The organism is Microbacterium sp. NPDC058269, assembly GCF_042881445.1.
GTDB lineage: Bacteria > Actinomycetota > Actinomycetes > Actinomycetales > Microbacteriaceae > Microbacterium.
Genome location: NZ_JBHVXT010000003.1, coordinates 463,379 through 489,430 on the forward strand (window position 1 = coordinate 463,379; position 26,052 = coordinate 489,430).

The following is a 26,052-nucleotide window of genomic DNA, read 5'->3' on the forward strand; positions in this document are numbered from 1 at the left end:
CACCATGCCGGGCGCTCACCGGACGAGCACGGTGACAGTGGAAGGACTCGACAGGACCTCTTGGCTGGTCGAACCGAGGAGGAATCGGGCGATCGCGCCACGGCCGTGAGAGCCGATGACCGTGAGACGCGCGTCCCCCGCAAGGCGGTCGATGACGGAGGCGGCATAGCCGCGCTCGACGACTCGATGCACCTCGAGTTCCGGGTAGAGGCGAGAGATCCCCGCCAGCGATTCGGCCAGAGCCTCCTCCGTCAGCTTCTGCATGCCGGAGAGATAGTCCGCGGGATAGGCCGACATGTTGAGCGGCAAAGGTACCGTGACCCAGGTGTTGACGACGGTGAGCGGATCGCCGGTGCGCGCGGCCTCGGCCGCGGCGAAGTCGATGAGCTTCCCGGACACCGCGGATCCATCGACGCCCACGATCACGCCCCGCCGACCGGCGAGATCGATGTCGGGAACGACGACCACCGGGCAGTGGGCACCTGCTGCCACACGGATGCCGTGGCGGATGCTCCGCGCACCTGAATGCTCCCCCCGGAAGTCGCTTCCGATCACGAGAAGGTCGAACACCATCGATGCGCTGATCAGTTCCTCCACGGGGTTTCCTCGCGAGACCACGGTGTCCGCCTTCACCCCGTGCGCCCTGACGCGCTCCGCTTCGCGTTCGAGCAACGCCTGCGTCAGGCTGATGGCCTCGGCGACGACCGCCCCTTCGCCGACCGTGCCGATCGCGCCGCCCACGACCGAGAGGAGCTCCACCCTGCTGAGCCGTTCATTCGCGCGGTGCGCGGCCCACTCGACGGCTCGTCGGGAAGCAGGAGTGTCGACGACTCCGACCAGGATGCTCTCTTGCATGAGTGGTTCCTCTCAGGGGCGAAGTGCGCGCGGGGTCGGCGACGATCGGCTCCGACCTTGTATCGGCGGCACCGAGAAAGGCGACGGTCGCGTCGGTCCCCTGCGACGTGGACATGGTCACCACCGGGCCCTCACTGCCGGCGATCCCGAGAGCGCCTCGAGGGCGAGTGCGGTGCCCCAGGTGCGGGCACGTTCGAGCTCACCGGGAAGGAGCCGGCTGTCCTTGTCGACCAGGAAGCTCTCGGGGTGGAGGAGCTCATGCATCCCCCGCTTTCGCAGCCGCGTGCTGATCGCTGTCGCGGCCGAGCCGGTGAAGATCCTCGGCATGTCGACGCGGGTGTCGAATGCGGCGAACCCGGACGCTGTCGGCGCGCCGGTCTCGATCCACTCCCGGATCCCGGTCGCTCGGCTCCCCTTCTCGAGCGTCAGGTGCTTCCCGAGGTCCTTGGCCCAGGACTCGGCTTCTCGCCGGGAGGCGGGTCCACTCAGCGAGTGGGCGTGAGTGGGTGCTCCTACCACGAGGACGTCGTGATCACTCGAAGGCTCCTCACCGCGTACGTCGACGAGTGCGGCCACGAGATGCTGCCTTATGCCGTCGGCGACCGCCTCAGCCACGCGGCGGGTGTTGCCGAAGAACGACTCGAATACGATCTCTGCGGTCGAGGCGACGGTCTGCGGGTGTCCAGTCGTCACGATCGCGTTCCCTGTTGCAGGAGAGCAGTGACGTCGATCGGCTGCGTGGCGGGAAGCTGTCGATCGGCGGGATCGACGACGAGTGGACGATGTGGGGCGAAGGTCGAGTCGGCCATGATGCTCCTCTGACGGTGAAGGGAGTCCTCCGATGAGACATGCTTCTCCCGTGCAGCACTCCCGTCAGGGTCGAACGTCCCATGGACGCTCACCGCTGCGCGAAGCGTTCCCCCGTCGCTCGATCGGAGACGTGCCCCGTGGCACCGTAGACTGCCGCCTGCGTGCGACGCTGCATACCGAGCTTCGAGAGAAGACCCGAGACGTAGTTCTTGACCGTCTTCTCAGCGAGACCGAGGCGCTCGCCGATCTGGCGGTTGGTGAGTCCTTCCGCGATCAATCGCAGAATCTGACCCTCGCGCAGGGTCAGCGGCGCCTCAGGGGCGGGAGGGTCCGTCGCTCGAGAAGCGAGCTCGGTGCGTACGCGCGCCGTGACGGCCGGGGGCGTCAAGTCCTCACCGGCCGCCGCCCGGCGGATCGAGTCGGTGAGAGAAGTGCCACGGATCGTCTTCAGGACGTACCCCGACGCGCCGGCGATCACCGCTGCGGCGCTCGCCGCGTCGTCGTCGAAGGCCGTGAGCATGAGGCATCGAATCCCGGGGTGCGCCGATCGGATGCTCCGGCAGAGGTCCACGCCGCTGCCGTCGGGGAGCCGCACATCGAGCACGACGACATCCGGCGAAGTCGCCTCCACCCGCCCAAGCGTGCCGCGCACCGTGCCCGATTCTCCGACCACCTCGAGCCCCGGCTCCGCGTCGAGGATCTGTGCGATTCCGCGACGGACGACACTGTGGTCTTCCACCAGGAACACGCCGATCATCGGGAGCCCGCCGTCTCCGCCTCGAGCGGCGCCCGCCAGTGGACCCTCGTGCCGCCGAGGTCTCGGGCCGCGATCGTGCACGTACCGCCATGCGCTCGCGCACGCATCTCCAGATTCGCCGTACCGCTGACGCGCTCCGGGTTCTCGGGCATACCGATCCCGTCGTCGTCGACGACGACCGTGACATGGGATGCTGTGACGGCGACGACGACCTCCGACGTCGTGGCGCGCGCATGGCGGGCGACGTTGCTCAGCGACTCGCGCACCACGGCGACGATGTCCTCACCGAGCGCGCCGGTGACCAGGAGATCGACGGGACCGGAGAACGAGATGCGGGGAGCGCTGCGAAGACTCGAGGTGAACTCGCCCACCACGTCGAGGAGACGATGGCGGACCGACTCGGGGTCCGTGGTCTGAAGAGCGAAGATGGCCGTGCGGAAGTCGGAGATGGCCGCGTCGATCTCTCCGGCGTGCGCGGAGATGACTTCGGCCCGATCAGGCGTCGTCGCCGCCAGCGCCTGCAGGCCGAGCCCTGTTCCGAACAGTCGCTGTATGACGTTGTCGTGAAGGTCTCGAGCGATCCGGGCACGATCCTCGATCAGATCCAGCCGCTGACGGTCAGCACGTGCATGCGCGAGGGCGACGGCGATGCCCGCTTGCGCGGCGAACTCGGAGAGCACCGACAGATCCTCGGAGGAGAAGTGCTTCTCCGCCGCGTCGCGGACCACACACAGGGCTCCCGCGGGTGTGCCCGCGACGAGCAGGGGGACGGCGATGGTCGACCCTCCGGAGAGATGCCCTTCGAAGGAGGGCGACTCGGCAGGATCGGCGTTGGAGACGACGCTTTCGCCAGTCATCGCCCGGGCGATCAGGGAATCGCCATCGGGAACCTCCGTGCCCTCGAGCCGATCGGCACCGACTCCTCGGGCTGTCTCCACGTGGTAACGCCCCTCCTCGGCTCCCGGCGCAACGATCAGCACCAGGTCGGCATCGATGACGGAGGCCACCTTCTCCGCCACCACACCGAAGACGTCACCCGCGTCCGCCGAGAGCAACGCCGCGGAGATCTCAGCGAGGGCGTGACTGAGCCGTTGAAGGCGTTGGGACTCCTCATAGCGACGCGCGTTGTCTATCGCGATCGCGGCCGTGGTCGCGAGGGCGAGCACCAGCTCTTCGTCTTCGTCGGTGAACTCGCCGCCCGTGCGGTTGGTGAGATACAGATTTCCGTATATCTCCCCGCGCACCCGGATCGGAACGCCGAGAAACGTGCGCATGACCGGATGGTGCGGGGGCAGCCCCACCGATCGCGGATCGGCACCGAGGTCGACCAGGCGGATCGGATGCGCGCTCTCGATGACCGCCCCCAGCACACCATGCCCTTCCGGGAGATGACCGATCCGATCAGCGACGTCATCCGGCATCCCGACGTGGATGAACTGCTCCAGGCGCCCCTCGCGGTCGATCACACCGAGCGCGCCGTATTGCGCGTCCACCAGGGTCACAGCGGCCTCGGCGATGTGACGAAGAACCTGTTCGAGGTCGAGGTCCTCCACGACGATCTGGCTCGCACGGAACAGGCTGCGCAGTCGGCCCTGGGCGCTGAGCACGTGCTGAGCTCGTTCCACCAGCTCGCCGATCGTGCTCTCCAGCTCGGATCGGCGCTGGTCGGGGAACCGAAGCTCTTCGTCGTCCATCACCCCCACTTTCCCCGGCAGTCATTGCCGACACTACTCTCGAACGGCCTCTGCAGGACCTTCGACTCTTCACGCTCGACCTCCCTCATCGGACGATGGCATTCCACCGAGAGAGGAAGCGCGAATGCCTGCACGATATGTCCTGGCGCTCAAGGGAAGCGGTGGCGAGGAAACGGCGCATGCGTGGGCCGAGTCGCATGCTGCCGCGGCCGGCGTCCCGGTCGTCCGCGTGCATGTGTCGACCGGAGACGATGTGGAGTTCGCGCACCCCGAACCGCACAGGACGACGGACGTCGTACTCCCGACGGGGCCCGTGCCGGAGCAGCTCGCCCGCTTCCTCCAGGATGATGACGCCCTGGTGATCAGCACCGGCAAGACGGGGTTCATCCACAGCCGTGTCTTCGGCACCATGAGTCTGCGCATCGCAGCGGTGACGCGCTGCGCCGTCGTGGTCGTGCCGCACCTCGATCTGCGGTTCCGCTCAGGGGTCGTCGCCGGAGTGAAGGCCGATGACCTGCTCGATCCCGTCGTCCGCGCGGCATCCGACGAGGCCGCACGGCGCGGGGAGCCGCTACAAGTCGTGCATTCCTCGTTCTCCGGGATCGTTCCGGCGCCCGTGGAGACGTCGGCATCCGCGCTGGAGCAGGCGGCCGCTCTCGTCCAACGGCTGCACCCTCGGGCCACGCTGCGAACGCGCGAGACCGTGCGGCCGCCGGCGGAAGCGCTGTTGGACGCCTCCCGGAATGCCGCACTCGTCGTCATCGGCGCAGGGCACGCGCATCGCAGCGAGCATTCCCTCGGACCTGTCGTCCAGGACGTCCTCGTCAACATCAACGCACCCGTCCTCATCGTGCCCGGCGATCGGGCCCACCACTCGGGATGAGCCGAGACCAGACCGTGGGACGTTCGCCTCTGCAAGCCGCTCCCGCGGGGTGAATCCTGGGCGGATGACAGACATCGTCGAGCCGCTCCCCATCGTCGTCGGCGTCGATGGCTCCGCTGCCTCCGTGGAAGCGTTGTCGTACGCGGCGCGCATCGCCGTTGCACTCGATGTCCCACTCGCGGCGGTCACCACCTGGACGTATCCTGTGATGCTCGATCCGTTCGATCCTGGCACCGAATGGTCTCCCAAGATGGATGCGCAGCGGTGCCTCCTCGATGCCGTGCGCGCAGCGTTCCAGGGATCACCTCCGAAGCGGTTCACGCAGTCAGTCGTTCCCGGCCGCGCCGCAGAGGTGCTCATCGAACAGAGCGACCGTGCGTCGATGCTCGTCGTCGGCAGTCGAGGACATGGCGGATTCGCCGGGCTGCTCCTCGGTTCCGTCAGTGCGGCGTGCGCGGCCCACGCCCGCTGTCCGGTGCTCGTCGTCCACACACCGATGCCGCACCCCGTCACATCCGAAGCCCCGCGGGCCTCCGCTCCCCCTGGACAGCGCTGATCGTCACGGCCGAGAGAAGAGAGAGGAACCGCACTGCCCCTGGAGCGCGGCCCCTGTCCCTTTTTCTCGGAGCAGCCCTCCCGATGCGGGCGGCTCCCCCCTCTTTTTCCCAGAACGCGAGGATAGGGCGCGAAGTCCGCCCTGCGGTGGGTCTTTGGTCCCATGACGAGTCGCGCTCCGGTGCGAGTCTCGAGCGGTACTGTGATCTGCACGTCCGCACCCGCCTGACCGCCGCCCCGCAGCCCGAGCACGAAGAGAGGGACGAATGCACCGAGTGTTCCTGGTCGACGATCACGAAGTCGTGCGCCGCGGCATCGCCGGACTCCTCGAGGCGCACCCCGATCTGACCGTGGTCGGGGAAGCATCGAGCTGCAGCGAGGCGGTCATCCGGATCGCCGAGACGCTCCCCGACGTCGCCGTCCTGGACGTGCATCTCCCTGACGGCAGCGGTATCGATCTGTGCCGCCAGATCCGCCAATCACATCCGAGCGTCCGCTGTCTGATCCTGACCGCATTCGACGACGACGACGCACTCGTCGCCGCTGTCACCGGCGATGCCTCCGGCTACCTGTTGAAGAGTCTGCACACCGACGAACTCGTGCGTGCCGTCTGCGCTGTGGCCGACGGAGAGTCGCTGCTGAATCCCTCGATGGTGCGCCGCATCACCCATCGCGTGCGCGACGCGAGCGCAGAAGACCCTCGATACGGATCGCTGAACGTGCGCGAGAAGCAGACGCTCGCACTGATCGCCGAAGGGCTGACCAACAGTCAGATCGGTGACCGTCTCGGGCTCGCGGAGAAGACGGTGAAGAACTACGTCTCTTCCGTGCTCAGCAAGCTCGGACTGGAGCGCCGGACGCAGGCGGCCGTGCTCGAAACGGAGCGGACGGCCGCAAACAGTTCGACCGGTGCGTCGGCCGCGCCTCCTCGTCCGTAAGGGCCGACGACGATGCTCTCGTCGGCCTCGGCCAGGCGCGGCTCCGCGCGCTCCCCGCGCTGTCGACATCGAGGGGGCACTCGGGCTCCTGATGGACGGGTCGCTGCAGGTCTTCGTCATCGACGCGTGTGGCGGATGTCGTGGTTCTACGCCTTCTGATCGTGCTGCTCGGCGGCGACGGAAGGCATTGAAGCCCTGCGGTCGCCGCCGTTCGGGGTGGCGGCGCTGTTCCAGGTCCACCCGGCGATCTCGGGAGCATCCTCACCGTGGGCACGCGTGTAGGCCCGCGCGCGAAGCCGCGCATCCTGCATCTCCTGTCGCAGCACCGCGTGCGTGGAGGCGAGGCCGGGCACCCGGTCGATCACGTCGATCACGAGGTGGAACCGGTCGATGTCGTTCATCATGACCATGTCGAACGGGGTCGTCGTGGTGCCCTCCTCGATGTAGCCGCGCACGTGAAGGTTGTCGTGTCCGTGTCGCCGGTACGTGAGTCGGTGGATGAGCCACGGGTAGCCGTGGTATGCGAAGATCACGGGCCTGTCCTCGGTGAAGACGGCATCGTACTCGCGGTCGCTGAGGCCGTGCGGGTGCTCGCCCTCGCTCTGGAGCCGCATCAGGTCGACGACGTTGACGACCCGGACGCTCAGCCGGGGCATGCGCTCACGGATGATGGCTGCCGCGGCGAGGATCTCCAGCGTCGGGACATCACCCGCCGCCGCGAGGACGACGTCCGGTTCCTGATCCGTCCGCTCACTCCCGGCCCACTCCAGGATTCCCAGCCCCCGCGTGCAGTGCTCGATCGCCTCCGACATCGTCAACCAGTTCGGCGCCGGCTGCTTGCCGGCGACGACGACGTTGACGTAGTCCACCGAACGCAGACAGTGATCGTACGTCGACAGGAGGGTGTTCGCGTCGAAGGGAAGGTAGACGCGCACCACGTCCGCCTTCTTGTTCACCACGTGGTCGATGAAGCCCGGGTCCTGGTGCGACAGCCCGTTATGGTCCTGTCGCCAGACGTGCGAGCTGAGCAGGTAGTTCAGCGAGGAGATCGGTCGGCGCCAGGGAATGCCCTTCGCGGTCTTCAGCCACTTGGCGTGCTGATTGAACATCGAGTCGACGATGTGCACGAACGCCTCGTAGGAGTTGAGGACTCCATGACGCCCCGTCAGCAGGTAGCCTTCGAGCCAACCCTGACATTGGTGTTCGCTGAGCATCTCGACGACGCGGCCGGCCCTGGCCAGGTGGTTGTCGTCATCGATCGGCCACAGCGCGGCGTTCCACTGCTTGTCCGTGACCTCGAAGACATCATCGAGACGGTTGGAGGCGGTCTCGTCGGGGCCGAAGATCCGGAAGTCCTTCGGGTTGGCCACGATCACATCGCGCAGCCAGGTGCCGAGCACGCGAGTGGCCTCGCTGACGGAGCCTCCCGGAGACGGGACATCGACGGCGTAGTCGCGGAAGTCCGGGAGAACCAGGTCTCTCCGCAGAAGGCCGCCGTTCGCGACGGGGTTGGCGCTTATCCGCGCATCTCCCACCGGTGCGAGAGCGGTTACGGTCGCCCTGATCGAACCGGCGTCGTCGAACAGCTCCTCCGGTCGGTAGGAGCGCATCCAGTGCTCGAGCAGTTGAGTGTGCGCGAGCGTGTCGCGCGCGTCCCGGAGGGGAACCTGGTGTGAACGCCAATTGTCCTCTGCCGGATGTCCGTCGATCACCTTCGGGCAGGTCCACCCCTTGGGAGTGCGCAGCACGATCATCGGCCAGGCGGGGCGGGCGCTGAGCGCACCCGACGCCGCATCCGCCTTGATCTGCGCGATCTGGTTGAGCACCTGATCCAGGGTGTGCGCGAATCGCCTGTGGACCTCGAAGGGATCCTCACCGTCGAAGCCGCCGGAGACGAGGTAGGGCGTGTGCCCGTACCCGCGCATCAACTGCAGAAGCTCCTCTTCGGGGATGCGGGCGAGCACGGTCGGATTGGCGATCTTGTAGCCGTTCAGGTGCAGGATCGGCAGCACCACCCCGTCGTGCCGGGGATCGAGGAACTTGTTCGAGTGCCATCCGGTGGCCAAGGGCCCGGTCTCCGCTTCACCGTCGCCGACGACGGCGGCGACCAACAGGTCCGGATTATCGAATGCGGCCCCGTAGGCGTGGGACAGCGAGTAGCCGAGCTCGCCACCCTCGTGGATCGATCCCGGGGTCTCCGGTGCCACGTGGCTGGGGATCCCCCCGGGGAAGGAGAACTGGCGGAACAGCGCGCGGACGCCGTTCTCGGTGCGAGGGATCGCGTCGTACACCTCGCTATATGTGCCGTCCAGGTAGGCGTTGGCGACCATCCCGGGACCTCCGTGACCCGGCCCGGCGACGAAGAGGACATCGAGCGCACGCTCCCGGATGACGCGGTTCAGGTGGGCGTAGATGAAGTTGAGGCCGGGCGTGGTCCCCCAGTGGCCGAGCAGTCGCGGCTTGATGTGGTCGCGGGTGAGCGGCTCGCGCAGCAGAGGGTTGTCGAGCAGGTAGATCTGCCCCACCGACAGGTAGTTCGCTGCACGCCACCAGGCGTTCAGAGCCTCCAGCGTCGGGGCTGACGGTTCGGTCAGCACGATGCTCGGCCAGCTGAGGGCTCCGGACGCACTCATCGCGTTTCGTCTCGGAAGGGGGTTCTCGTCATGGCACGAGTACATCCCCGTTCGCTCGACGGTCCCAGTGCCGAAGGTCCCGACGCAGCCGCACACCGTCGTCGCCGAGCGTTTCGTTCGGCGACGACGGGACGACGGTCCGTGTGACCTTCGTCCCGACGATCGCGCCCGGAACTCGTGATCATGGCGACATGGAGATCACGCAGAGCGACCGGATCCTCGTCGGTGTCGATGGCTCCGCCTCATCAATCGACGCGTTGCGCTACGCCGCTGATATGGCAGCTGCCCTGAAGAAACGTCTGGAAGCCGTGACGACCTGGACAGCCCCACCCGTCGATCCTTACGTCGCCATCGAGTGGTCGCCCGAACAGGATGCGGAAGAGATCCTCTCCGAGAGCATCCGGAAGGCCTTCGGCGAAGCACCCCCTTCAGGTGTGATCCGCCGGACCTTGCTCGGGTCCCCCGCGCGGACTCTGATCGGCATGAGCGAGAACACTTACATGCTCGTTCTCGGCAGCCGCGGCCATGGAGGCTTCGCTGGGATGCTGCTGGGCTCGGTCAGCGCTGCGTGCGCAGAACACGCCCGCTGTCCCGTACTGATCGTCCACACCCCCCCAGACCTCACTCGGGGACACCGCCGGGACACGTCTCTGATCCCGAGGGATACGTGAAGCTCCACGGCGAGCAGAACGCGGATGTGACCCTGCACCGCTATCCGGATGCCAGCCACGGCCTCGCCGCATCCGCCGCGCTTGCGCACCTGCTCTCGTGGCTTCCGACGCTTTACGGAGAGCGTCCGCCGACCGGCAGCTGCAGCTGAGCGGCTACTCCGCCAGCACGGCGAGCTCTGCCAGAACGCGGGGGTGCGCGAGGATCCGGAAGTGCCCGCCCGTGTCGAGGCGGACGTTTCTGGCACCGGCGAGCTCGCTCCCCTCCGGGATGTGCGGATCGAACTCCGCGTAGACCGAGACGATCCGCTCGTTCACGGTCAGCTGCCGCGCGAGACCCACGATCGACGGGTCGTCCGGAGAGAACTCCCGGAGCGTTCTCGACAGCATGAGACGGGCGTATCGCGAGCCGCCGAACGGCGTCGCGACCGCGAGCATGAAACGCACGCGCCCCCCTGCCGGGCCCGTCATCACCACCTTTCCTGCCAGACCGCCCTTGCTGTGCGCGACGAGGATCACATCACGGAGCTCCTGCTCTACGAGAAAGGTCGCCACGGCTTCTGCCATATCGACCACAGGGCGCTGATTCCGATGGAGCGTATCGACGACGTGAACCGGATGTCCGCGCTCATGCATCGCCACGACGAGGGGCTGCAGGAACCTCCAGGTCTCGTAGACGCCGGGCAGCACGACGATGTGCGCGGCGCTCCCGGAGGCGAAAGATGCCGGATCGGTGCGGTCGAACATCGCACGCACCTGCCAATAGCCCGCGTACAGGTAATCGGCGACCCACCACCCCGCGTTCCTCAGCACGCCGATGAGATGCTCCTCTGACGATGCCTCGGCTCCATGAGTGAAAACTACCTGACGCGTACGACAGAGGGGGCGAGACCGAAGTCCCGCCCCCTCTGGATGCAGTGTGTCAGACGCCGGCCTTGTAGATCGGAGCTGCACCGCGGATCGCATCGCCGACCTTGTGCACACGAAGGTCGTTCGTCGATCCGATGATTCCGGGAGGGGAACCGGAGATCACGACGACCTTGTCCCCTTCCTCGGCGAGTTTGTTGCCGAGGAGATACTCGTCGACCTGGTGATACATCAGGTCGGTGTGCTGGACCATGTCGACCAGCGTCGAGCGGATGCCCCACGTCAGTGCCATGCGGCGACGGATGTCGGGCTCCGGCGTGAATGCGATCATTGGGATGCGCGAGCGCAGACGCGACAGACGACGAGCGGAGTCACCCGACTGCGTGAACACGCAGAGGAACTTCGCGTCGACGAACTCGGCGACCTCGAGAGCGGCGAGGGTGATCGCGCCGCCCTGGGTGCGGGGCTTGGTCGTCAGCGGCGCGATGCGCTCCAGACCGTGCTCCTCGGTGGACGCGATGATCCGCGCCATGGTCTCGACCACCACGACCGGGTAGTCGCCGACGCTGGTCTCACCGGAGAGCATGACCGCGTCCGCACCGTCGAGCACCGCGTTCGCGACGTCCGAGGTCTCGGCGCGCGTCGGGACCGGGCTGTTGATCATCGACTCGAGCATCTGCGTCGCGACGATGACCGGCTTCGCCATGCGACGTGCGATCTCGACGGCGCGCTTCTGCACGATCGGCACGGCCTCGAGCGGGAGCTCGACGCCCAGGTCTCCACGGGCGACCATGATCGAGTCGAAGGCGTCGACGATCTCCTCGAGCGCGTCTACCGCCTGCGGCTTCTCGACCTTGGCGATGACGGGGACGCGGACGCCCTCTTCCGCCATGATCTCGTGCACGCGGTTGACGTCGGCGGCGTTGCGCACGAACGACAGGGCGATCAGGTCGGCGCCGATGCGCAGACCCCAGCGCAGGTCGTCTTCGTCCTTCTCGCTCAGCGCGGGGACGTTGACGGCCACTCCAGGGAGGTTGATGCCCTTGTTGTTGGACACCGCACCGGCCACGATCACCTTGGTGGTGACGGTGACGCCATCGGTCTCGACGACCTCGACACGGACCTTGCCGTCGTCGATCAGGAGGAAGTCACCGGGTTTGACGTCCTGCGGGAGACCCTTGAAGGTCGTTCCGCAGATGTCCTTGTTGCCGATGATGTCTTCGGTGGTGATCTTGAAGATGTCACCCTTGGCGAGCTCGTAGGGTCCGTTCTCGAACTTACCGAGACGGATCTTCGGGCCCTGCAGGTCGACGAGGATGGCGACCGGGCGACCGGCATCCTCTGCGGCACGACGCACGTTGGCGTAGTTGTTCTCGTGCACGGAGTAGTCACCGTGGCTGAGGTTCAGTCGAGCGACGTCCACCCCCGCATCGATCAGTGCGCGCACCGTCTCATAGGTGGAGGTGGCGGGGCCCAGGGTGGCGACGATTTTCGCGCGTCTCAAAGATTTCTCCAGGGTAGAAGTGGGGGAAGGTAAAACAGGCGACGGTGCCGGCCTCAGCCTACGCGGGCTGGAGACCGATCGCGACATCACTCGGGCGCACCGGTTCGGGAAGAACGGTGGTGCCCATCAGGAACCGGTCGACGTTCGCAGCCGCTGCACGGCCCTCGGCGATGGCCCACACGATGAGCGACTGGCCGCGGCCGGCATCGCCGGCGACGAACACGCCGGGAACCGTCGACTCGTACGAGGAGTCGCGGCGGAAGGCGCCACGGTCGGTCACCTGCGGAAGCGTCTCCTCGGTGTAGCCGCCCTGCTCGGGACCCGTGAATCCCATCGCGATCAGGATGAGATCGGCCGGGATCTCGCGCTCGGTGCCGCTCTTGGGCACGCGACGTCCGTCGATGTACTCCGTCTCGGCCACACGCAACGCACGCACCTCGCCGACCTCGTTGCCGAGGAACTCGACGGTGGACGCGAGGAAGACCCGCTCACCGCCCTCCTCGTGCGCGGAGGAGACCTCGAAGACAGTCGGCATCATCGGCCACGGCTGGTGGTCGGGACGCGCGTCGCCCGGCTGCTTGCCGATCGCGAGGTTGGTGACGCTGAGTGCGCCCTGGCGGTGCGCGGTTCCGATGCAGTCCGCACCGGTGTCTCCGCCGCCGATCACGATGACGTGCTTGCCCTCGGCGCTGATCTGGTCAGTGACCTTGTCCCCGGCGACCGCGTGGTTCGACTCCACGAGGTACTCCATGGCGAAGTGCACGCCGTCGAGGTCGCGCCCGGGGATGGCGAGGTCGCGGGGCACGGTCGAACCGGTCGCGATCACCACCGCGTCGTAGCGCGCACGAAGGTCGGGCCAGGAGATGTCCTTTCCGATCTCGACACCCGCACGGAAGCGGGTGCCCTCCTCCTGCATCTGACGCAGTCGGGACTCGAGCTGAGTCTTCTCCATCTTGAAGTCCGGGATGCCGTAGCGCAGCAGGCCGCCGATGCGGTCGTCACGCTCGAAGACCGCGACGGTGTGTCCCGCACGCGTGAGCTGCTGCGCGGCGGCGAGACCCGCAGGCCCCGACCCGACGACGGCGACCGTCTTGCCGGTCAGACGCTCCGGCGGCTCCGGCTCGACCCAGCCCTTCGCGAAGGCCTCGTCGATGATCGAGACCTCGATCTGCTTGATGGTCACTGCCGGCTGGTTGATGCCGAGCACGCACGAGCTCTCGCACGGTGCGGGGCACAGTCGTCCAGTGAACTCCGGGAAGTTGTTCGTGGCGTGCAGACGCTCGATCGCCGCCCGCCCCTCTCCGCGCCATGTGAGGTCGTTCCATTCGGGGATCAGGTTGCCGAGGGGGCAGCCCTGATGGCAGAACGGCACACCGCAGTCCATGCAGCGCCCGGCCTGACGGCGCAGGACCTGCTTGTCGCCGGGCTCGTAGACCTCTTTCCAGTCCATGATGCGCACGGGAACGGGACGACGGGCGGGAAGCTCCCGCTCGGTCACCTTCAGAAAGCCTTTGGGGTCAGCCACCGGTCACCTCCAGGATGCGGTTCCACACGATGTCGCCGTCGGGGTCGATCCCTTCAGCCAACGCCTCCTCGCGCATGCTCCGCACGGCGGCGAAGTCACGAGGAAGCACCTTCACGAACTCTGCAGCGGTCTCCTCGAAGCTCTCGAGGAGCGACGCGGCCAACGGCGATGCGGTGCGCTCGATGTGCGCGACCAGCAGGCTGCGCAGCACCTCGAGATCCGCACGATCCAGCGGCTCGAGGAGCAGCTCTCCGCTGCCGAGCGACTGGGCGTTCACCTTGCTCGTATCGAGCGCGTGCACATACGCCACTCCCCCGGACATGCCGGCACCGAAGTTGCGTCCGGTCGGTCCGAGGATCACAGCGAGGCCGCCCGTCATGTACTCCAGCGCGTGGTCGCCCACACCCTCGACGACGGCGGTCGCGCCCGAGTTGCGGACGAGGAAGCGCTCGCCGACGACGCCCGAGATGAACATCGTTCCCGAGGTCGCACCATAGCCGATCACGTTGCCGGCGATCACGTTCTCATGGGGTGCGATCGCAGAACCGCGCGGCGGACGGATGGTGATGTCACCGCCCGAAAGCCCCTTGCCGACGTAGTCGTTCGCATCGCCTTCCAGCCGCAGCATGATCCCCGGTGGCAGGAACGCGCCGAGCGACTGCCCTGCCGTGCCGTGCAGAGTGACATCGATCGTCCCCTGCGGCAGACCCGCAGCACCGTGCCGAGAGGTCACCTGGTGGCCCAGCATCGTTCCGACGGCGCGCTCGGTGTTGGCGATGGGCAGCTCCACCACGACCGGTTCTCCGTTGAGCAGCGCCCCCTTCGCGATGTCGATCAGCTGCACGTCGAAGTGCTTCTCGAGCTCGTGATCCTGGGTGCGACCGCTGCGACGCGGCTCGCCGGCCGGGAACACCGGGCCTTCCAACACCGGGGTGAGGTCGAGGCCCTCTGCCTTCCAGTGCTCGACGGCGGCGTTCACCTCGATGAGGTCGGCACGGCCGACGATCTCGTCGATCGAACGGTAGCCGAGCTCGGCGAGGAGCTCGCGCACCTCTTCAGCGATGAACTCCATGAAGTTCACGACGAATTCGGGCTTGCCCGTGAAACGCTCGCGCAGCACCGGATTCTGCGTGGCGACGCCGACCGGACAGGTGTCGAGATGGCACACGCGCATCATGATGCAACCGCTGACCACGAGCGGAGCGGTGGCGAAACCGAACTCCTCCGCGCCGAGCAGTGCGCCGATGATGACGTCGCGGCCCGTCTTGAGCTGGCCGTCGACCTGAACCACCACGCGGTCGCGCATGCCGTTGAGCATGAGCGTCTGCTGCGTCTCGGCGAGACCGAGCTCCCACGGAGTTCCGGCGTGCTTGAGCGAGTTCAATGGGCTGGCGCCCGTTCCACCGTCGTGGCCGGAGACCAGGATGACGTCGCTCAGTGCCTTGGCGACACCCGCCGACACCGCGCCGATGCCTGACTGGCTTACCAGCTTGGTGTGGATGCGCGCCTCGGGATTCGCCCGCTTCAGATCGAAGATGAGCTGCTTGAGGTCTTCGATCGAGTAGATGTCGTGGTGCGGCGGCGGGGAGATCAATCCCACACCAGCGGTCGCATGACGGGTGCGCGCGACCCAGGGGTAGACCTTGGTCGGCGGCAGCTGGCCTCCCTCGCCGGGCTTCGCGCCCTGAGCGAGCTTGATCTGGATGTCATCCGCCTCGGTGAGGTACAGGCTCGTCACGCCGAAGCGCCCGGAGGCGACCTGCTTGATCGCGCTGCGGCGCTCGGGGTCGACCAGCCGGTCGGGATCTTCGCCGCCCTCACCGGTGTTCGACTTCGCGCCGATGCTGTTCATCGCGATCGCGAGCGTCTCGTGTGCCTCACGGGAGATCGAGCCGTAGCTCATCGCGCCCGTGGAGAAGCGCTTGACGATGGCGGAGACCGGCTCGACCTCGTCCAGCGGCACGGGCTTGCGGGTGCCGGTGCGCAGGCTGAACAGTCCGCGGAGGGTCTTCAGCTCGGCGGCCTGCTCATCGACGAGCTTGGTGTACTCGCGGAAGATGTCGTAGCGCCTCGTGCGGGTCGAGTGCTGCAACTTGAACACCGTCTCCGGGTTGAACAGGTGCGGAGAGCCGTCGCGACGCCACTGGTACTCGCCGCCGGTCCAGAGCCGCTCGTGCGCACGCGCCGCCGCATCCTCGGGGTACGCGTAGTCGTGACGCGCCTGGTTCTCGGCGAAGATCTCCTCGATGCCGATGCCGCCGAGCTTGGACTCGGTGCGGGTGAAGTACGCGTCGATGAACTCCTGGCTGAGCCCGACCGCCTCGAACACCTGGGCGCCCGCGTACGACGACACCGTGGAGATGCCCATCTTCGACATGATCTTGAGCACGCCCTTGCCGAGCGCGTAGATCAGATTCTTGACCGCCTTCTCGGGCGTGATGCCGTTGATGTAGCCGGTGCGCACGAGGTGCTCGACCGTCTCCATCGCGAGGTAGGGGTTGACGGCGGAGGCGCCGTAGCCGATCAGCGTCGCCACGTGGTGCACTTCGCGCACGTCTCCGGCCTCGACGATGAGACCGACCTTCATCCGGTTCTCACGCCGGATGAGGTGGTGGTGGATCGCCGAGACCATGAGCAGGGACGGGATCGGAGTCAGGTCCTTGTTGGAGTCGCGGTCCGACAGGATGATGAACTCGGCGCCGTCCTCGATCGCCTCGTCGACCTCGGCGCACATCTCGGTGAGCCGGTCCTGCAGGGTCTGCGGGCCTGCGTCGAAGTGGTAAAGACCGCGGATGGTCGCGCTCGACCGACCCGGCATCGCCTTGTCGATGTGGCGGATCTTCGCGAGCTCGTCGTTGTCGATCACCGGGAAGTCGAGCGACACGGTGCGGGTGTGCTCCGGCCCCCACGACAACAGGTTGCTCTCGGGGCCGAGCCCCAGCTTGAGGCTGGTGACGACCTCTTCACGGATCGAGTCGAGCGGCGGGTTCGTGACCTGCGCGAACTGCTGCGTGAAGTAGTCGAACAGCAGGCGCGGACGCTTGCTGAGCACAGCGATCGGGGTGTCGGATCCCATCGCGCCGAGCGGCTCGACACCCGTCTGCCCCATCGGAGTGAGGAGGATGCGGACCTCTTCCTCGGTGTAGCCGAACGTACGCTGACGACGGGTGATCGATGCGGGCGGGTGCACGATGTGCTCACGCTCGGGCAGCTCGGCCAGACGCACGGCCCCGCCATCCAGCCACTCCTGCCAGGGGTGCATCGTGGCGAGGTCGTGCTTGATCTCGCTGTCCTCGACGATGCGACGCTGCGCGGTGTCGACCAGGAACATCTTGCCGGGCTGCAGACGGCCTCGACGCTTGATGCGCTCCGGTTCGAACTGCAGCACACCGGTCTCGGATCCGATCACGACCAGGCCGTCGGTCGTCTCGGTCCAACGTCCGGGACGCAGCCCGTTGCGGTCGAGCGTGGCACCGACGAGCGTGCCGTCGGTGAAGATGAGCGCGGCCGGGCCGTCCCACGGCTCCATCTGGTTGGAGTGGTACTCGTAGAACGAGCGCAGCTCCGGAGTGATGTCGGCCTGCTTCTCGTACGCCTCCGGCACCATCATCATGATGGCGTGCGGAAGGCTGCGCCCGGTGAGGGTCAGCAGTTCGAGCACCTCGTCGAACGAGGCGGAGTCGCTCGCGCCGTCCGTGCAGATCGGGAGCAGCGGCGAGATGTCGCCGAGAAGCTCGGACTCGAGCTGGGACTGCCGGGCGCGCATCCAGTTGCGGTTGCCGCCGACCGTGTTGATCTCTCCATTGTGCGCGAGCATCCGCAGCGGCTGCGCGAGCGGCCACGAGGGGAACGTGTTCGTCGAGTAGCGGGAGTGCACGACGGCCAGCTCGGAGGCGAAGCGCTCGTCCTGCAGGTCGGGATAGAACGGCTCAAGCTGCAGGGTGGTGACCATGCCCTTGTAGCCGAGGGTGCGGGCCGAGAGCGAGACGAAGTAGGCGCCGAGTTCATGACCAGCGCGCTTGCGCAGGCGGTACGCGACGCGGTCGAGGGCGATGCCCGTCAGCGGCGCATCGGTGTGGGTCGCCCCTCCGGCACTCACGAAGAGCTGCTCGAAGGCGGGACGCGCTTCGTCGGCGAGCTTGCCGAGGTTCTCGTTGGCGGTGGGGACCTCACGCCAGCCGAGAACGCGGAGTCCCTCGGAGCGGGCGATCTTCTCGATCCCGGCCTTCTGCTGGCGGCGCTCGCTCGAATCGCGGGGCAGGAACGCCAACCCGGCGGCGTACTCCCCCACGGGCGGCAGTTCGAAGCCGACGACTGCGCGGAGGAATTCATCGGGCATCTGCGTCAGGATGCCGGCGCCGTCCCCGGTGCCCGCGTCCGAGCCGATGGCTCCGCGGTGCTCCAGGTTGCGCAGGGCCTCGAGGGCCAACGCGATGATGTCGTGCCCGGCTTGGCCGCGCAGGGTCGCGACCATGGCGAGGCCGCAGGCGTCCTTTTCGAACGCCGGGTTGTACATGCCCTGCTTCGGGGGGTATGCGCCAGAGGCGCCGTAAGGGGGCTGGAAGTACACCAGTTACCGTCCTCAGATCTTCGAGTGAAACCCGGGGACGACGTCGGCCCGCTCGTTCAGTGCAATGGTTCTCCCGCCACGAGGCGGCGTTATCGAGAGCCGTCCTCGCTCGTGGGAGCAGTGCTTGTGGCGGTGGCTCCTGCGGTGACTTCTTCGGTCGGAGGCTCGCTCACGTCTACGAAGTCAGAGGGATTGTTCTGCGATTGTACATCAGCGTCCGCATCGGTCCGTTCGCGGCCGAGCTGGTACGGCGACGGCTCCAGTCCCGGGTGACGACGGGTCTGGACGATGAGGATCGCGAGACCCACGAGAACGCCGATGATCGCCGCGAGGACGTTGCTGCGCAGGCCGAGGATGATCTCGCTCGGATCGATGCGGATCGACTCCCAGACGATGCGTCCCGCGCTGTACCAGATCAGGTAGATCGCGAACAGGCGACCCCACTGGAAGAAGAGCTTGCGGCCGAGCCAGAGCAGGACGATGACGCCGAGACCGTTCCAGATGACCTCGTAGAGGAACGTCGGGTGGAAGAGTGTTCCTTCGGGAAGCCCGGGAGGGAACGCCGAGTTCGTGGACGGGATCTCCAGACCCCAGGGCAGATCGGTGGGAAGGCCGAAGAGCTCGTTGTTGAACCAGTTGCCGAAGCGGCCCATGGCCTGTGCCAGGAGCAGACCCGGAGCCAGCGCATCCGCGAAGGTCCAGAAGCGGATCCCCGTCCAGCGGCACCCGAGGTACGCGCCGATGGCGCCGCCGATGAGTGCGCCGAAGATCGCGATTCCGCCCTCCCAGATCGCCCACACCGACCCCGGCTGGAAGGGGTTCCAGGTGTTGATCCCCTCACCGAAGTAGTCGTTCGGGTGCGTGAGCACGTGGAAGATGCGCGCACCGATGATCGCCAACGGCACCGCGAGGATCGAGATGTCGATCACGACCCACGGCTCCGCTCCGCGCTTGGTGAGACGGTGGTTGGTCAGGAACGTCGCGGCGATGATGCCGGCGATGATGCAGAGCGCGTAGAAGTGGATCCGGATGCCAGGCCACACGTCCCAATAGGAGACCGTGGGGCTCGGGATGCTGGCGAGCACACCGGCGAAGGTGCTGTGGAGCGCGAGTGACATGAGTGCGATTCTAGTTCTCGTGATCGGGGCGTGCCGACGAGGTGCCGGAGGCCAGGTTGCGGGTGACTTCGGCGAGGGCGGGTACTCCGCCGTCGCGCAGGGCACGGACGAGTGCTGTGCCGACGATCGCGCCGTCGGCGTACTCCGATACTCCGGCGATCTGCTCGGCGGTGGAGATGCCGATCCCCACGCAGGCACGGTGAGCCCCGTGCGCGCGGAGGCGGCCGACCAGGGTGCGGGCCGCGCGGTCGAGTTCGGTGCGCTCCCCCGTGATGCCCATGGTCGAGACGGTGTAGACGAATCCGGTGGACGACTTCACGACCAGGTCCAGGCGCTCGTCGGAGGACGTGGGAGCCGCAAGGAAGACACGGTCGAGGCCGGTCCGCTCGCTGGCGGCGATCCACTCCCCTGCCGCATCGGGTGTGATGTCGGGAGTGATGAGGCCGGCTCCTCCCGCGGCGAGCAGGTCGTCCGCGTAACGATCGATGCCGTACTGCATCACCGGGTTCCAATAGGTCATCACGAGCACCGGAACGTCCGTCGCCGCCGTGATGGCACGAATCGCCGTGAAGAGATCGGCCATCCGGAAGCCCGCGGCCAAGGCCTTGGTCGTCGCCTCCTGGATGATCGCGCCGTCCATCACCGGATCGCTGTAGGGCGGGCCCAGCTCGATGATGTCGACGCCGTTCTCGGCGAGGGCGATAGCCGCCTGGATGCTCGTCTCGAGGTCGGGGAAGCCGACGGGCAGGTAGCCGACGAAGGCACTTCGCCCTGCGTCCTGGGCGCGCTGGATCGCCTGTTCGACACGGCTCATAGCTGCGGCTCCCCCTTCGCGGCCAGTTCTTCCTCTTCGCTCTCCTCGGTGGCGTCGTGGGCCAGTGCGGCCTCGTCGTAGAGCTGGAAGTAGCGCGCCGCGGTGTCCATGTCCTTGTCGCCGCGGCCGGACAGGCAGACGGCGATCAGTCCGTCGGTGCCGAGCCCGCGACCGATGCGCAGTGCACCGGCAAGGGCATGCGCCGACTCGATGGCAGGGATGATCCCCTCGGTGCGGCTGAGCAGACGCAGCGCCTGCATCGCCTCGTCATCGGTGGCCGGGATGTACTCGGCCCGACCGATATCAGCGAGCCAGGAGTGCTCCGGACCGACGCCAGGGTAATCGAGTCCGGCGGAGATCGAGTGCGATTCGATCGTCTGCCCGTCCGCATCCTGGAGGACGTAGGTCTTCGCGCCGTGCAGCACGCCGGGGCGGCCGCGCTCGATCGAGGCCGCGTGCTTCTCCGTGTCGACGCCGTCGCCGGCCGCTTCGACACCGTAGAGCTTGACGTCCGCGTCATCGAGGAACGCGTCGAACATGCCGATCGCGTTAGATCCGCCGCCCACGCACGCCACGACGGCATCGGGGAGCCTGCCGACCTCGTCGAGCAACTGCGCACGTGCCTCTTCGCCGATGATCTTCTGGAAGTCGCGGACCATCGCCGGGAACGGGTGCGGTCCTGCCGCGGTGCCGAAGATGTAGTTCGTGGTCTCGACCGACGCCACCCAGTCACGGTAGGCGTCGTTGATCGCGTCCTTGAGCGTGCGCGATCCGGACGTCACCGGGACCACCTCTGCGCCGAGAAGACGCATGCGCGCCACGTTGAGTGCCTGGCGCTCGGTGTCGACCTCGCCCATGTAGATGGTGCAGTCCAGGCCGAACAGCGCCGCCGCGGTCGCGGTCGCGACACCGTGCTGACCGGCACCCGTCTCGGCGATCACGCGGGTCTTGCCGAGGCGCTGGGTGAGCAGTGCCTGCCCGAGCACGTTGTTGATCTTGTGTGACCCGGTGTGGTTGAGGTCTTCACGCTTGAGGAAGATGCGCGCACCACCGGCGTGCTCCGCGAACCGCGGCACCTCGGTGATCGCGGAGGGGCGCCCGGCATACGAGCTGAGCAGATGCGCAAGCTCGGCACGGAAGTCCGGATCGACGATCGCCGCCTCGTAGGCCACGGTCAGTTCGTCGATCGCGGCGATGAGCGACTCGGGCATGAAACGCCCGCCGAACTCACCGAAGAAAGGTCCGTGCTGGTCGCGCAGGCTCATCATGCCTCCAGGAAGATCTTGAGGGTGGCGACGGGGTCGCCGGTCACGAGCGCCTCGCCGATCAGGACGACGTCGGCGCCCGCGGAACGGTAGTGCACGACGTCGGCGGGAGTCAGCACCGCCGACTCCGCGATCTTCACGGCCGTGTCGGGGATGCGATCGACCAGGCGCCCGAAGAGATCGCGGTCGAGTTCAAGCGTCTTGAGGTCACGCGCATTCACGCCGATCAGAGGCGCTCCGAGGTCGATCGCCGCTTCGAGCTCGTCAGCGGAATGCGTCTCGACGAGGGGCGTCATGCCCAGCTCGCCGATGAAACCGAAGAGATCGCGCAGGACATCGGGTTCGAGCCCCGCGACGATCAGCAGAACGAGGTCTGCTCCCGCCGCACGTGCTTCGAGCACCTGGTAGCGGGTGGCGATGAAGTCCTTGCGCAGCACCGGAAGCGAGACCCTGGCTGTGACGGCCTCGAGATCGGCGAGGCTGCCACCGAAACGACGCTCCTCCGTGAGGACGCTGATCGCGGAGGCTCCGCCCGTCTCATACAGCGATGCCTGCAGCGCGGGATCGGGGATGTCCGCGAGAGCACCCCGCGACGGGCTCGCCCGCTTGACCTCGGCGATGATCTTCACCCGATCCGCCGGAGCCAGGAACGACAGGGCGTCCTTGGCCGCTGGGCGTGCGAGAGCTTCTCGTTCGAGAGTGGCCAGCGGGCGCGACAGGGCGCGACGCTCAGCGTCTGCGACAGCGCCGGCCGTCAGGTCGGCGAGCACCATTAGTGCGCCTTCGGAGCGTACTTCGGACCCTTCACGCCGTAACCGGCCTTCGCGAGCACCCAGCCGACGATCGCGCCGATCGGGATGAGCGCGACCGAAGCGACGACGAGGGCAGGCTGCTCGAAGCAGAAGGCGACCGTGCCGGCGGCGACGCCGACCAGCATGATCACGACGGCGGTCCAGGCTGCAGGCGAGTGTCCGTGGCCGGGGTCGGCGATCGGGTTAGTCATGTTCTCCTCCGGGGGGACGACGTGCAGTTCGGAATCAGTCTATCGGGGTCAGCGCGTCGGATCGGTTCCCCGGGACAGCTCGTCCCAGGAGTCCACGGCATCGACGGGGCCGTCATGTACGACCTCGACATGGTCGGTGCGGTAGCGACGCCCTCCGACCTTCCAGCCCCGCCACGTCGTCAGGACCACGACCGAGGCGACCAACAGGATCACCCATCCCACGAGGGCGATGTAGGGCCAGGCGGACGGGACGATGCTCGCCACGACTTCATGGACCGCCGCGCCGCCGGCGAGTCCGGTCACCTCGGTGACGGTGGCCGAGACGGCGTCGAAGGGCTCGGCGAGCAGCAGCTGGAGTGTCGACCAGCCGAGGAACAGGGCCGTCGCGGCCGCGAGCACTCCGAACACGAGTCGGACGGCCTTGCCGGAGATCGACAGCGCCGCGCCGAGGGCCAGCACCGCGAGGCTGAGCGGAGCGAGCAGTACGAGGGCGGACGCGCCGGGAACCAGGATGGCCTCGCCCGCGTCTGCGCGCTCGACCGTCAGCCACGTCTGGGTCGACGAGATGATGCCGATCGCACCGGCGAGAAGGAAGCCGGAGACGGACAGGGAGCGGCCGCGCTGCGCGAAGGTCATGACTGATCCGTCCCGGCGATCGCCTCGAGGTCGTTCGTGTCGAAGCAGGTACGTGTGCCGGTGTGGCACGCCGGACCGGTCTGCGCCACGAGGAGCAGGATCGCATCCCCGTCGCAGTCCAGACGCGCCTCATGCACCACCTGGATGTGACCGGAGGTGTCTCCCTTGCGCCAGTACTCCTGGCGAGAGCGCGACCAGTACGTCGCTCGCCCAGAGGTCAGGGTGCGTCGAAGGGCTTCCGCATCGACCCACGCGAGCATGAGCACCTCGCGCGTGTCCCACTGCTGCACGATCACGGGTGCCAGGCTGTCGGCGTTGAAGACCACCTGGGCGATGCGCTCGTCGACAGGAGTCGCCTGCGCTTCTGCGTCTGTCATCGAACGAGAACTCCTTCCGCGCGAAGCGCGTCCTTGACGTCTCCGACAGTGAGCGCGCCCGTGTGGAAGACGCTCGCAGCCAGCACTGCGTCGGCACCGGCCTTGATCGCCGGCGCGAAGTCGGATGCTCGGCCCGCGCCACCCGAGGCGATGACCGGCACGGAGGCCGCCTCCCGCATCAGTCGGACGAGCTCCAAGTCGAAGCCGTCGCGCGTGCCGTCGGCGTCGATCGAGTTCACGAGCAGCTCGCCCGCCCCGCGTTCGGCGGCCTCCCGCGCCCAGTCGAGAGCGTCGAGGGTGGTCTGGGTGCGGCCACCGTGCGTCGTGACCACGAAGCCCGAGGGGGTCGTCGGCGCACGCTTCACATCGAGCGACAGCACGAGCACCTGCGCACCGAACCGGTCGGCGATCTCTCCGATCAGCTCCGGCCGCGCGATCGCGGCGGAGTTGACGCCGACCTTGTCCGCCCCCACGGAGAGAAGGCGAGCCACGTCGTCGACGCTGCGCACTCCCCCGCCGACGGTCAGCGGCACGAACACCTGCTCGGCAGTGCGCTGCACGACGTCGTACGTCGTGGCGCGCGCATCGACCGTCGCCGTGACATCGAGGAAGGTGATCTCGTCGGCGCCCTGGGCGGCATAGTGCCTGGCGAGCTCGACGGGGTCTCCCATGTCTCGCAGATTCTCGAAGTTGACGCCCTTGACCACGCGACCGTCGGCCACGTCGAGACAGGGGATGACACGACTGGCGAGTGCCATCAGAGCCTCGCGTTGTGGATCGCGGTGACCAGGATGGCCCGCGCACCCAGCGCATAGAGCGCATCCATCACGGGGTTGACGCGCGAGCGCGCCACCATGACGCGCACGGCCACCCACTCGGGGTCGCGCAGCGGCGAGACGGTCGGCGACTCGACGCCGCCGGCGATCTTCACGGCGTCGTCGAGGAGCGCGACCGGCAGATCATAGTCGATCATCACGAACCGCCGGGCGACCATGACGCCGCGAAGACGGCGAAGGAGTGTATCCGCGCCCTCGGCATCGACGGGCCCGGCGATGAGCACGGCCTCCGACTCGAGGATGACCGGGCCGAACACCTCGAGCCCGGCCTGACGAAGCGTCGTCCCGGTCTCGACGACGTCGGCGACAGCGTCGGCGACACCCAGACGCACCGCGGATTCCACGGCCCCGTCCAGCGGCACCAGGTCCACCGCGATGTCGCGCTCGTCGAGGAACGCGTCGACCAGACCGGGGTACGAGGTGGCGATGCGCAGACCGTCGAGCTCGGTCACATCGGTGTAGCGGCCCGTCGGAGCGGCGAAACGGAACGTGGAGCCGGCGAAGCCGAGCGCCTCGATCTCCCGGGCGCCCGGCATGCGGGCGTCCAGGAGCAGGTCACGTCCCGTGATGCCCACATCGATCGCACCGGAGCCGACATAGGTCGCGATGTCCTTGGGTCGGAGGAAGAAGAACTCGACGTCGTTCTCGGCGTCGATGACATGAAGGGTCTTGGGGTCGCGTCGACCGGCGTAGCCCGCCTCGGCGAGCATGTCGGCGGCGGTCTCGGAGAGCGAGCCCTTGTTGGGAACGGCGATGCGCAGCATGGATGGCTTTCAGTTCGGGGTGATCGGAACGGAGCGCATCACAGATGTCGGTAGACGTCCTGCAGGCTGAGACCCTTCGCGAGCATCATCACCTGGACGTGGTACAGCAGTTGGGAGATCTCCTCCGCGGCGGCTTCGTCGGACTCGTACTCCGACGCCATCCACACCTCGGCGGCCTCTTCCACGATCTTCTTGCCGATCGTGTGCACGCCGCCGTCGAGCTCGGCGACCGTCCCCGATCCCGCAGGGCGAGTCTCTGCCTTGACGCTGAGCTCGGCGAACAGCTCGTCGAAAGTCTTCACGGTTCCAGGCTAGCGGCTCTGGCGAGGTCTCTCAGCCGGGTGACGGCCGCCTCGACATCATCGGCACCGTAGACCGCCGAGCCCGCGACGAAGGTGTCGGCGCCCGCGGAGGCCGCGATCTCGATCGTGCGGTCGGAGATGCCGCCGTCGACCTGGAGCCACACCTGCGATCCGCGTCGACGCGCCTCCTCGGCGAGAGCGCGCAGCTTCGGCATCGTGTCCGGCATGAACCCCTGCCCCCCGAAGCCCGGCTCGACGGTCATCACGAGGATCTGATCGAACTCGTCGAGCACGTCATAGAGCGACTCCACGGGCGTGGCGGGCTTCACCGCGACTCCGGCCCGAGCACCGATGGCACGCAGGCGACGAGCGAGTGCGACGGGCTCGTCGGCCGCTTCGAGATGGAAGGTGACGCTCGCGGCTCCGATCTCGGCGTACTCGGGAGCCCACCGTTCGGGATCCGTGATCATGAGGTGCACATCGAGCGGGATCGGGCTGGTGGCCTGGATGCGCTCGACCATCTGCGGGCCGAACGTCAGATTGGGGACGAAGTGGTTGTCCATCACATCGACGTGCGCGAAGTCGGCGGTCGCGATCTTGGCGAGGTCCGCCTGCATGTTGACGAAGTCGGCGGCGAGGATGCTCGGGTTGATGCGCGGGGCGCGAGGCAGGTCCACG

General features: G+C 67.4%; 25 protein-coding genes. 5 read left to right on the plus strand and 20 right to left on the minus strand.

Annotation, left to right across the window (positions count from 1 at the left end; translation table 11 throughout):
- Positions 1 to 15: 15 nt before the first annotated feature.
- The 4 genes from ACFVWL_RS15830 to ACFVWL_RS15845 form a co-directional block, all read right to left on the minus strand.
- Positions 16 to 855, minus strand: a complete 840-nt coding sequence (locus tag ACFVWL_RS15830; protein ID WP_387184711.1) for a universal stress protein — start codon at positions 853 to 855, stop codon at positions 16 to 18.
- A gap of 117 nt (positions 856 to 972) precedes the next feature.
- Complete coding sequence (locus ACFVWL_RS15835) at positions 973 to 1,548, minus strand: flavodoxin family protein (protein ID WP_387184713.1); 576 nt, start codon at positions 1,546 to 1,548, stop codon at positions 973 to 975.
- 205 nt (positions 1,549 to 1,753) lie between these two features.
- Positions 1,754 to 2,422 carry a response regulator gene (locus ACFVWL_RS15840; RefSeq protein ID WP_387184716.1) on the minus strand — a complete coding sequence of 223 codons (669 nt, stop codon included), beginning with the start codon at positions 2,420 to 2,422 and terminating at the stop codon, positions 1,754 to 1,756.
- Entirely contained in the window at positions 2,419 to 4,116 is a 1,698-nt protein-coding gene (locus tag ACFVWL_RS15845) for a GAF domain-containing protein (protein ID WP_387184719.1), read from the minus strand. The genes ACFVWL_RS15840 and ACFVWL_RS15845 overlap by 4 nt, the downstream gene beginning before the upstream one ends.
- A gap of 124 nt (positions 4,117 to 4,240) precedes the next feature.
- Between ACFVWL_RS15845 and ACFVWL_RS15850 the strand changes: the two genes are divergently transcribed.
- The 3 genes from ACFVWL_RS15850 to ACFVWL_RS15860 all read left to right on the plus strand — a co-directional run bounded on the left by ACFVWL_RS15850 (position 4,241) and on the right by ACFVWL_RS15860 (position 6,492).
- Positions 4,241 to 4,999 carry a universal stress protein gene (locus tag ACFVWL_RS15850; RefSeq protein ID WP_387184722.1) on the plus strand — a complete coding sequence of 253 codons (759 nt, stop codon included), beginning with the start codon at positions 4,241 to 4,243 and terminating at the stop codon, positions 4,997 to 4,999.
- Between the two features lie 64 nt (positions 5,000 to 5,063).
- Positions 5,064 to 5,555: a universal stress protein gene (locus ACFVWL_RS15855; RefSeq protein ID WP_387184724.1), complete on the plus strand. Its 492-nt coding sequence runs from the start codon at positions 5,064 to 5,066 to the stop codon at positions 5,553 to 5,555.
- A 265-nt stretch (positions 5,556 to 5,820) separates the two neighbouring features.
- Positions 5,821 to 6,492, plus strand: a complete 672-nt coding sequence (locus ACFVWL_RS15860; protein WP_387184727.1) for a response regulator — start codon at positions 5,821 to 5,823, stop codon at positions 6,490 to 6,492.
- Positions 6,493 to 6,638: 146 nt separating this feature from the next.
- Here ACFVWL_RS15860 and ACFVWL_RS15865 read toward each other — a convergent pair whose 3' ends face one another.
- Entirely contained in the window at positions 6,639 to 9,125 is a 2,487-nt protein-coding gene (locus tag ACFVWL_RS15865; RefSeq protein ID WP_387184730.1) for a phosphoketolase, read from the minus strand.
- A gap of 191 nt (positions 9,126 to 9,316) precedes the next feature.
- Between ACFVWL_RS15865 and ACFVWL_RS15870 the strand changes: the two genes are divergently transcribed.
- The gene (locus ACFVWL_RS15870) at positions 9,317 to 9,796 is read left to right on the plus strand and encodes a universal stress protein (protein WP_387184733.1); all 480 of its coding nucleotides are present in this window, start codon (positions 9,317 to 9,319) and stop codon (positions 9,794 to 9,796) included.
- Complete coding sequence (locus tag ACFVWL_RS15875) at positions 9,793 to 9,945, plus strand: hypothetical protein (RefSeq protein ID WP_387184736.1); 153 nt, start codon at positions 9,793 to 9,795, stop codon at positions 9,943 to 9,945. Before ACFVWL_RS15870 ends, ACFVWL_RS15875 begins: the two co-directional genes overlap by 4 nt.
- A gap of 4 nt (positions 9,946 to 9,949) precedes the next feature.
- On the opposite strand, the gene ACFVWL_RS15880 is transcribed toward ACFVWL_RS15875, so the two are convergent.
- From ACFVWL_RS15880 to rpe, 15 genes are all read right to left on the minus strand, one after another.
- Positions 9,950 to 10,540 (minus strand): esterase/lipase family protein, encoded by a 591-nt coding sequence (locus ACFVWL_RS15880; RefSeq protein WP_387185333.1) that lies wholly within the window; start codon positions 10,538 to 10,540, stop codon positions 9,950 to 9,952.
- A gap of 175 nt (positions 10,541 to 10,715) precedes the next feature.
- Positions 10,716 to 12,164, minus strand: coding sequence for a pyruvate kinase (pyk, locus tag ACFVWL_RS15885; RefSeq protein ID WP_387184739.1), 1,449 nt, complete (start codon positions 12,162 to 12,164; stop codon positions 10,716 to 10,718).
- Between the two features lie 58 nt (positions 12,165 to 12,222).
- Positions 12,223 to 13,689, minus strand: coding sequence for a glutamate synthase subunit beta (locus ACFVWL_RS15890; protein ID WP_387184742.1), 1,467 nt, complete (start codon positions 13,687 to 13,689; stop codon positions 12,223 to 12,225).
- Positions 13,682 to 18,205 (minus strand): glutamate synthase large subunit, encoded by a 4,524-nt coding sequence (gene gltB, locus ACFVWL_RS15895; protein WP_387185335.1) that lies wholly within the window; start codon positions 18,203 to 18,205, stop codon positions 13,682 to 13,684. The genes ACFVWL_RS15890 and gltB overlap by 8 nt, the downstream gene beginning before the upstream one ends.
- Before the next feature lie 143 nt (positions 18,206 to 18,348).
- Positions 18,349 to 19,377, minus strand: a complete 1,029-nt coding sequence (gene lgt / locus ACFVWL_RS15900) for a prolipoprotein diacylglyceryl transferase (protein ID WP_387184745.1) — start codon at positions 19,375 to 19,377, stop codon at positions 18,349 to 18,351.
- 10 nt (positions 19,378 to 19,387) lie between these two features.
- Positions 19,388 to 20,191 (minus strand): tryptophan synthase subunit alpha, encoded by an 804-nt coding sequence (gene trpA, locus ACFVWL_RS15905; protein WP_136024900.1) that lies wholly within the window; start codon positions 20,189 to 20,191, stop codon positions 19,388 to 19,390.
- Positions 20,188 to 21,456: a tryptophan synthase subunit beta gene (trpB, locus tag ACFVWL_RS15910; protein ID WP_387184748.1), complete on the minus strand. Its 1,269-nt coding sequence runs from the start codon at positions 21,454 to 21,456 to the stop codon at positions 20,188 to 20,190. Before trpB ends, trpA begins: the two co-directional genes overlap by 4 nt.
- Positions 21,456 to 22,226, minus strand: coding sequence for an indole-3-glycerol phosphate synthase TrpC (trpC, locus tag ACFVWL_RS15915; protein WP_387185338.1), 771 nt, complete (start codon positions 22,224 to 22,226; stop codon positions 21,456 to 21,458). Before trpC ends, trpB begins: the two co-directional genes overlap by 1 nt.
- Before the next feature lie 2 nt (positions 22,227 to 22,228).
- On the minus strand, positions 22,229 to 22,459 hold the full coding sequence (locus ACFVWL_RS15920; RefSeq protein ID WP_017830578.1) for an HGxxPAAW family protein: 231 nt from the start codon (positions 22,457 to 22,459) through the stop codon (positions 22,229 to 22,231).
- A gap of 48 nt (positions 22,460 to 22,507) precedes the next feature.
- Complete coding sequence (locus tag ACFVWL_RS15925; RefSeq protein WP_387184751.1) at positions 22,508 to 23,095, minus strand: Trp biosynthesis-associated membrane protein; 588 nt, start codon at positions 23,093 to 23,095, stop codon at positions 22,508 to 22,510.
- Entirely contained in the window at positions 23,092 to 23,472 is a 381-nt protein-coding gene (hisI, locus tag ACFVWL_RS15930) for a phosphoribosyl-AMP cyclohydrolase (RefSeq protein ID WP_387184754.1), read from the minus strand. Before hisI ends, ACFVWL_RS15925 begins: the two co-directional genes overlap by 4 nt.
- A complete protein-coding gene (gene hisF / locus ACFVWL_RS15935) occupies positions 23,469 to 24,230 on the minus strand; it encodes an imidazole glycerol phosphate synthase subunit HisF (protein ID WP_387184757.1) in 762 nt (253 codons plus the stop codon). The genes hisI and hisF overlap by 4 nt, the downstream gene beginning before the upstream one ends.
- The gene (hisG, locus tag ACFVWL_RS15940) at positions 24,230 to 25,072 is read right to left on the minus strand and encodes an ATP phosphoribosyltransferase (protein ID WP_387184759.1); all 843 of its coding nucleotides are present in this window, start codon (positions 25,070 to 25,072) and stop codon (positions 24,230 to 24,232) included. Before hisG ends, hisF begins: the two co-directional genes overlap by 1 nt.
- A 38-nt stretch (positions 25,073 to 25,110) precedes the next feature.
- Complete coding sequence (locus ACFVWL_RS15945) at positions 25,111 to 25,374, minus strand: phosphoribosyl-ATP diphosphatase (RefSeq protein ID WP_045265324.1); 264 nt, start codon at positions 25,372 to 25,374, stop codon at positions 25,111 to 25,113.
- Positions 25,371 to 26,051 carry a ribulose-phosphate 3-epimerase gene (gene rpe, locus ACFVWL_RS15950; protein ID WP_387184762.1) on the minus strand — a complete coding sequence of 227 codons (681 nt, stop codon included), beginning with the start codon at positions 26,049 to 26,051 and terminating at the stop codon, positions 25,371 to 25,373. The genes ACFVWL_RS15945 and rpe overlap by 4 nt, the downstream gene beginning before the upstream one ends.
- Position 26,052: the final 1 nt, after the last annotated feature.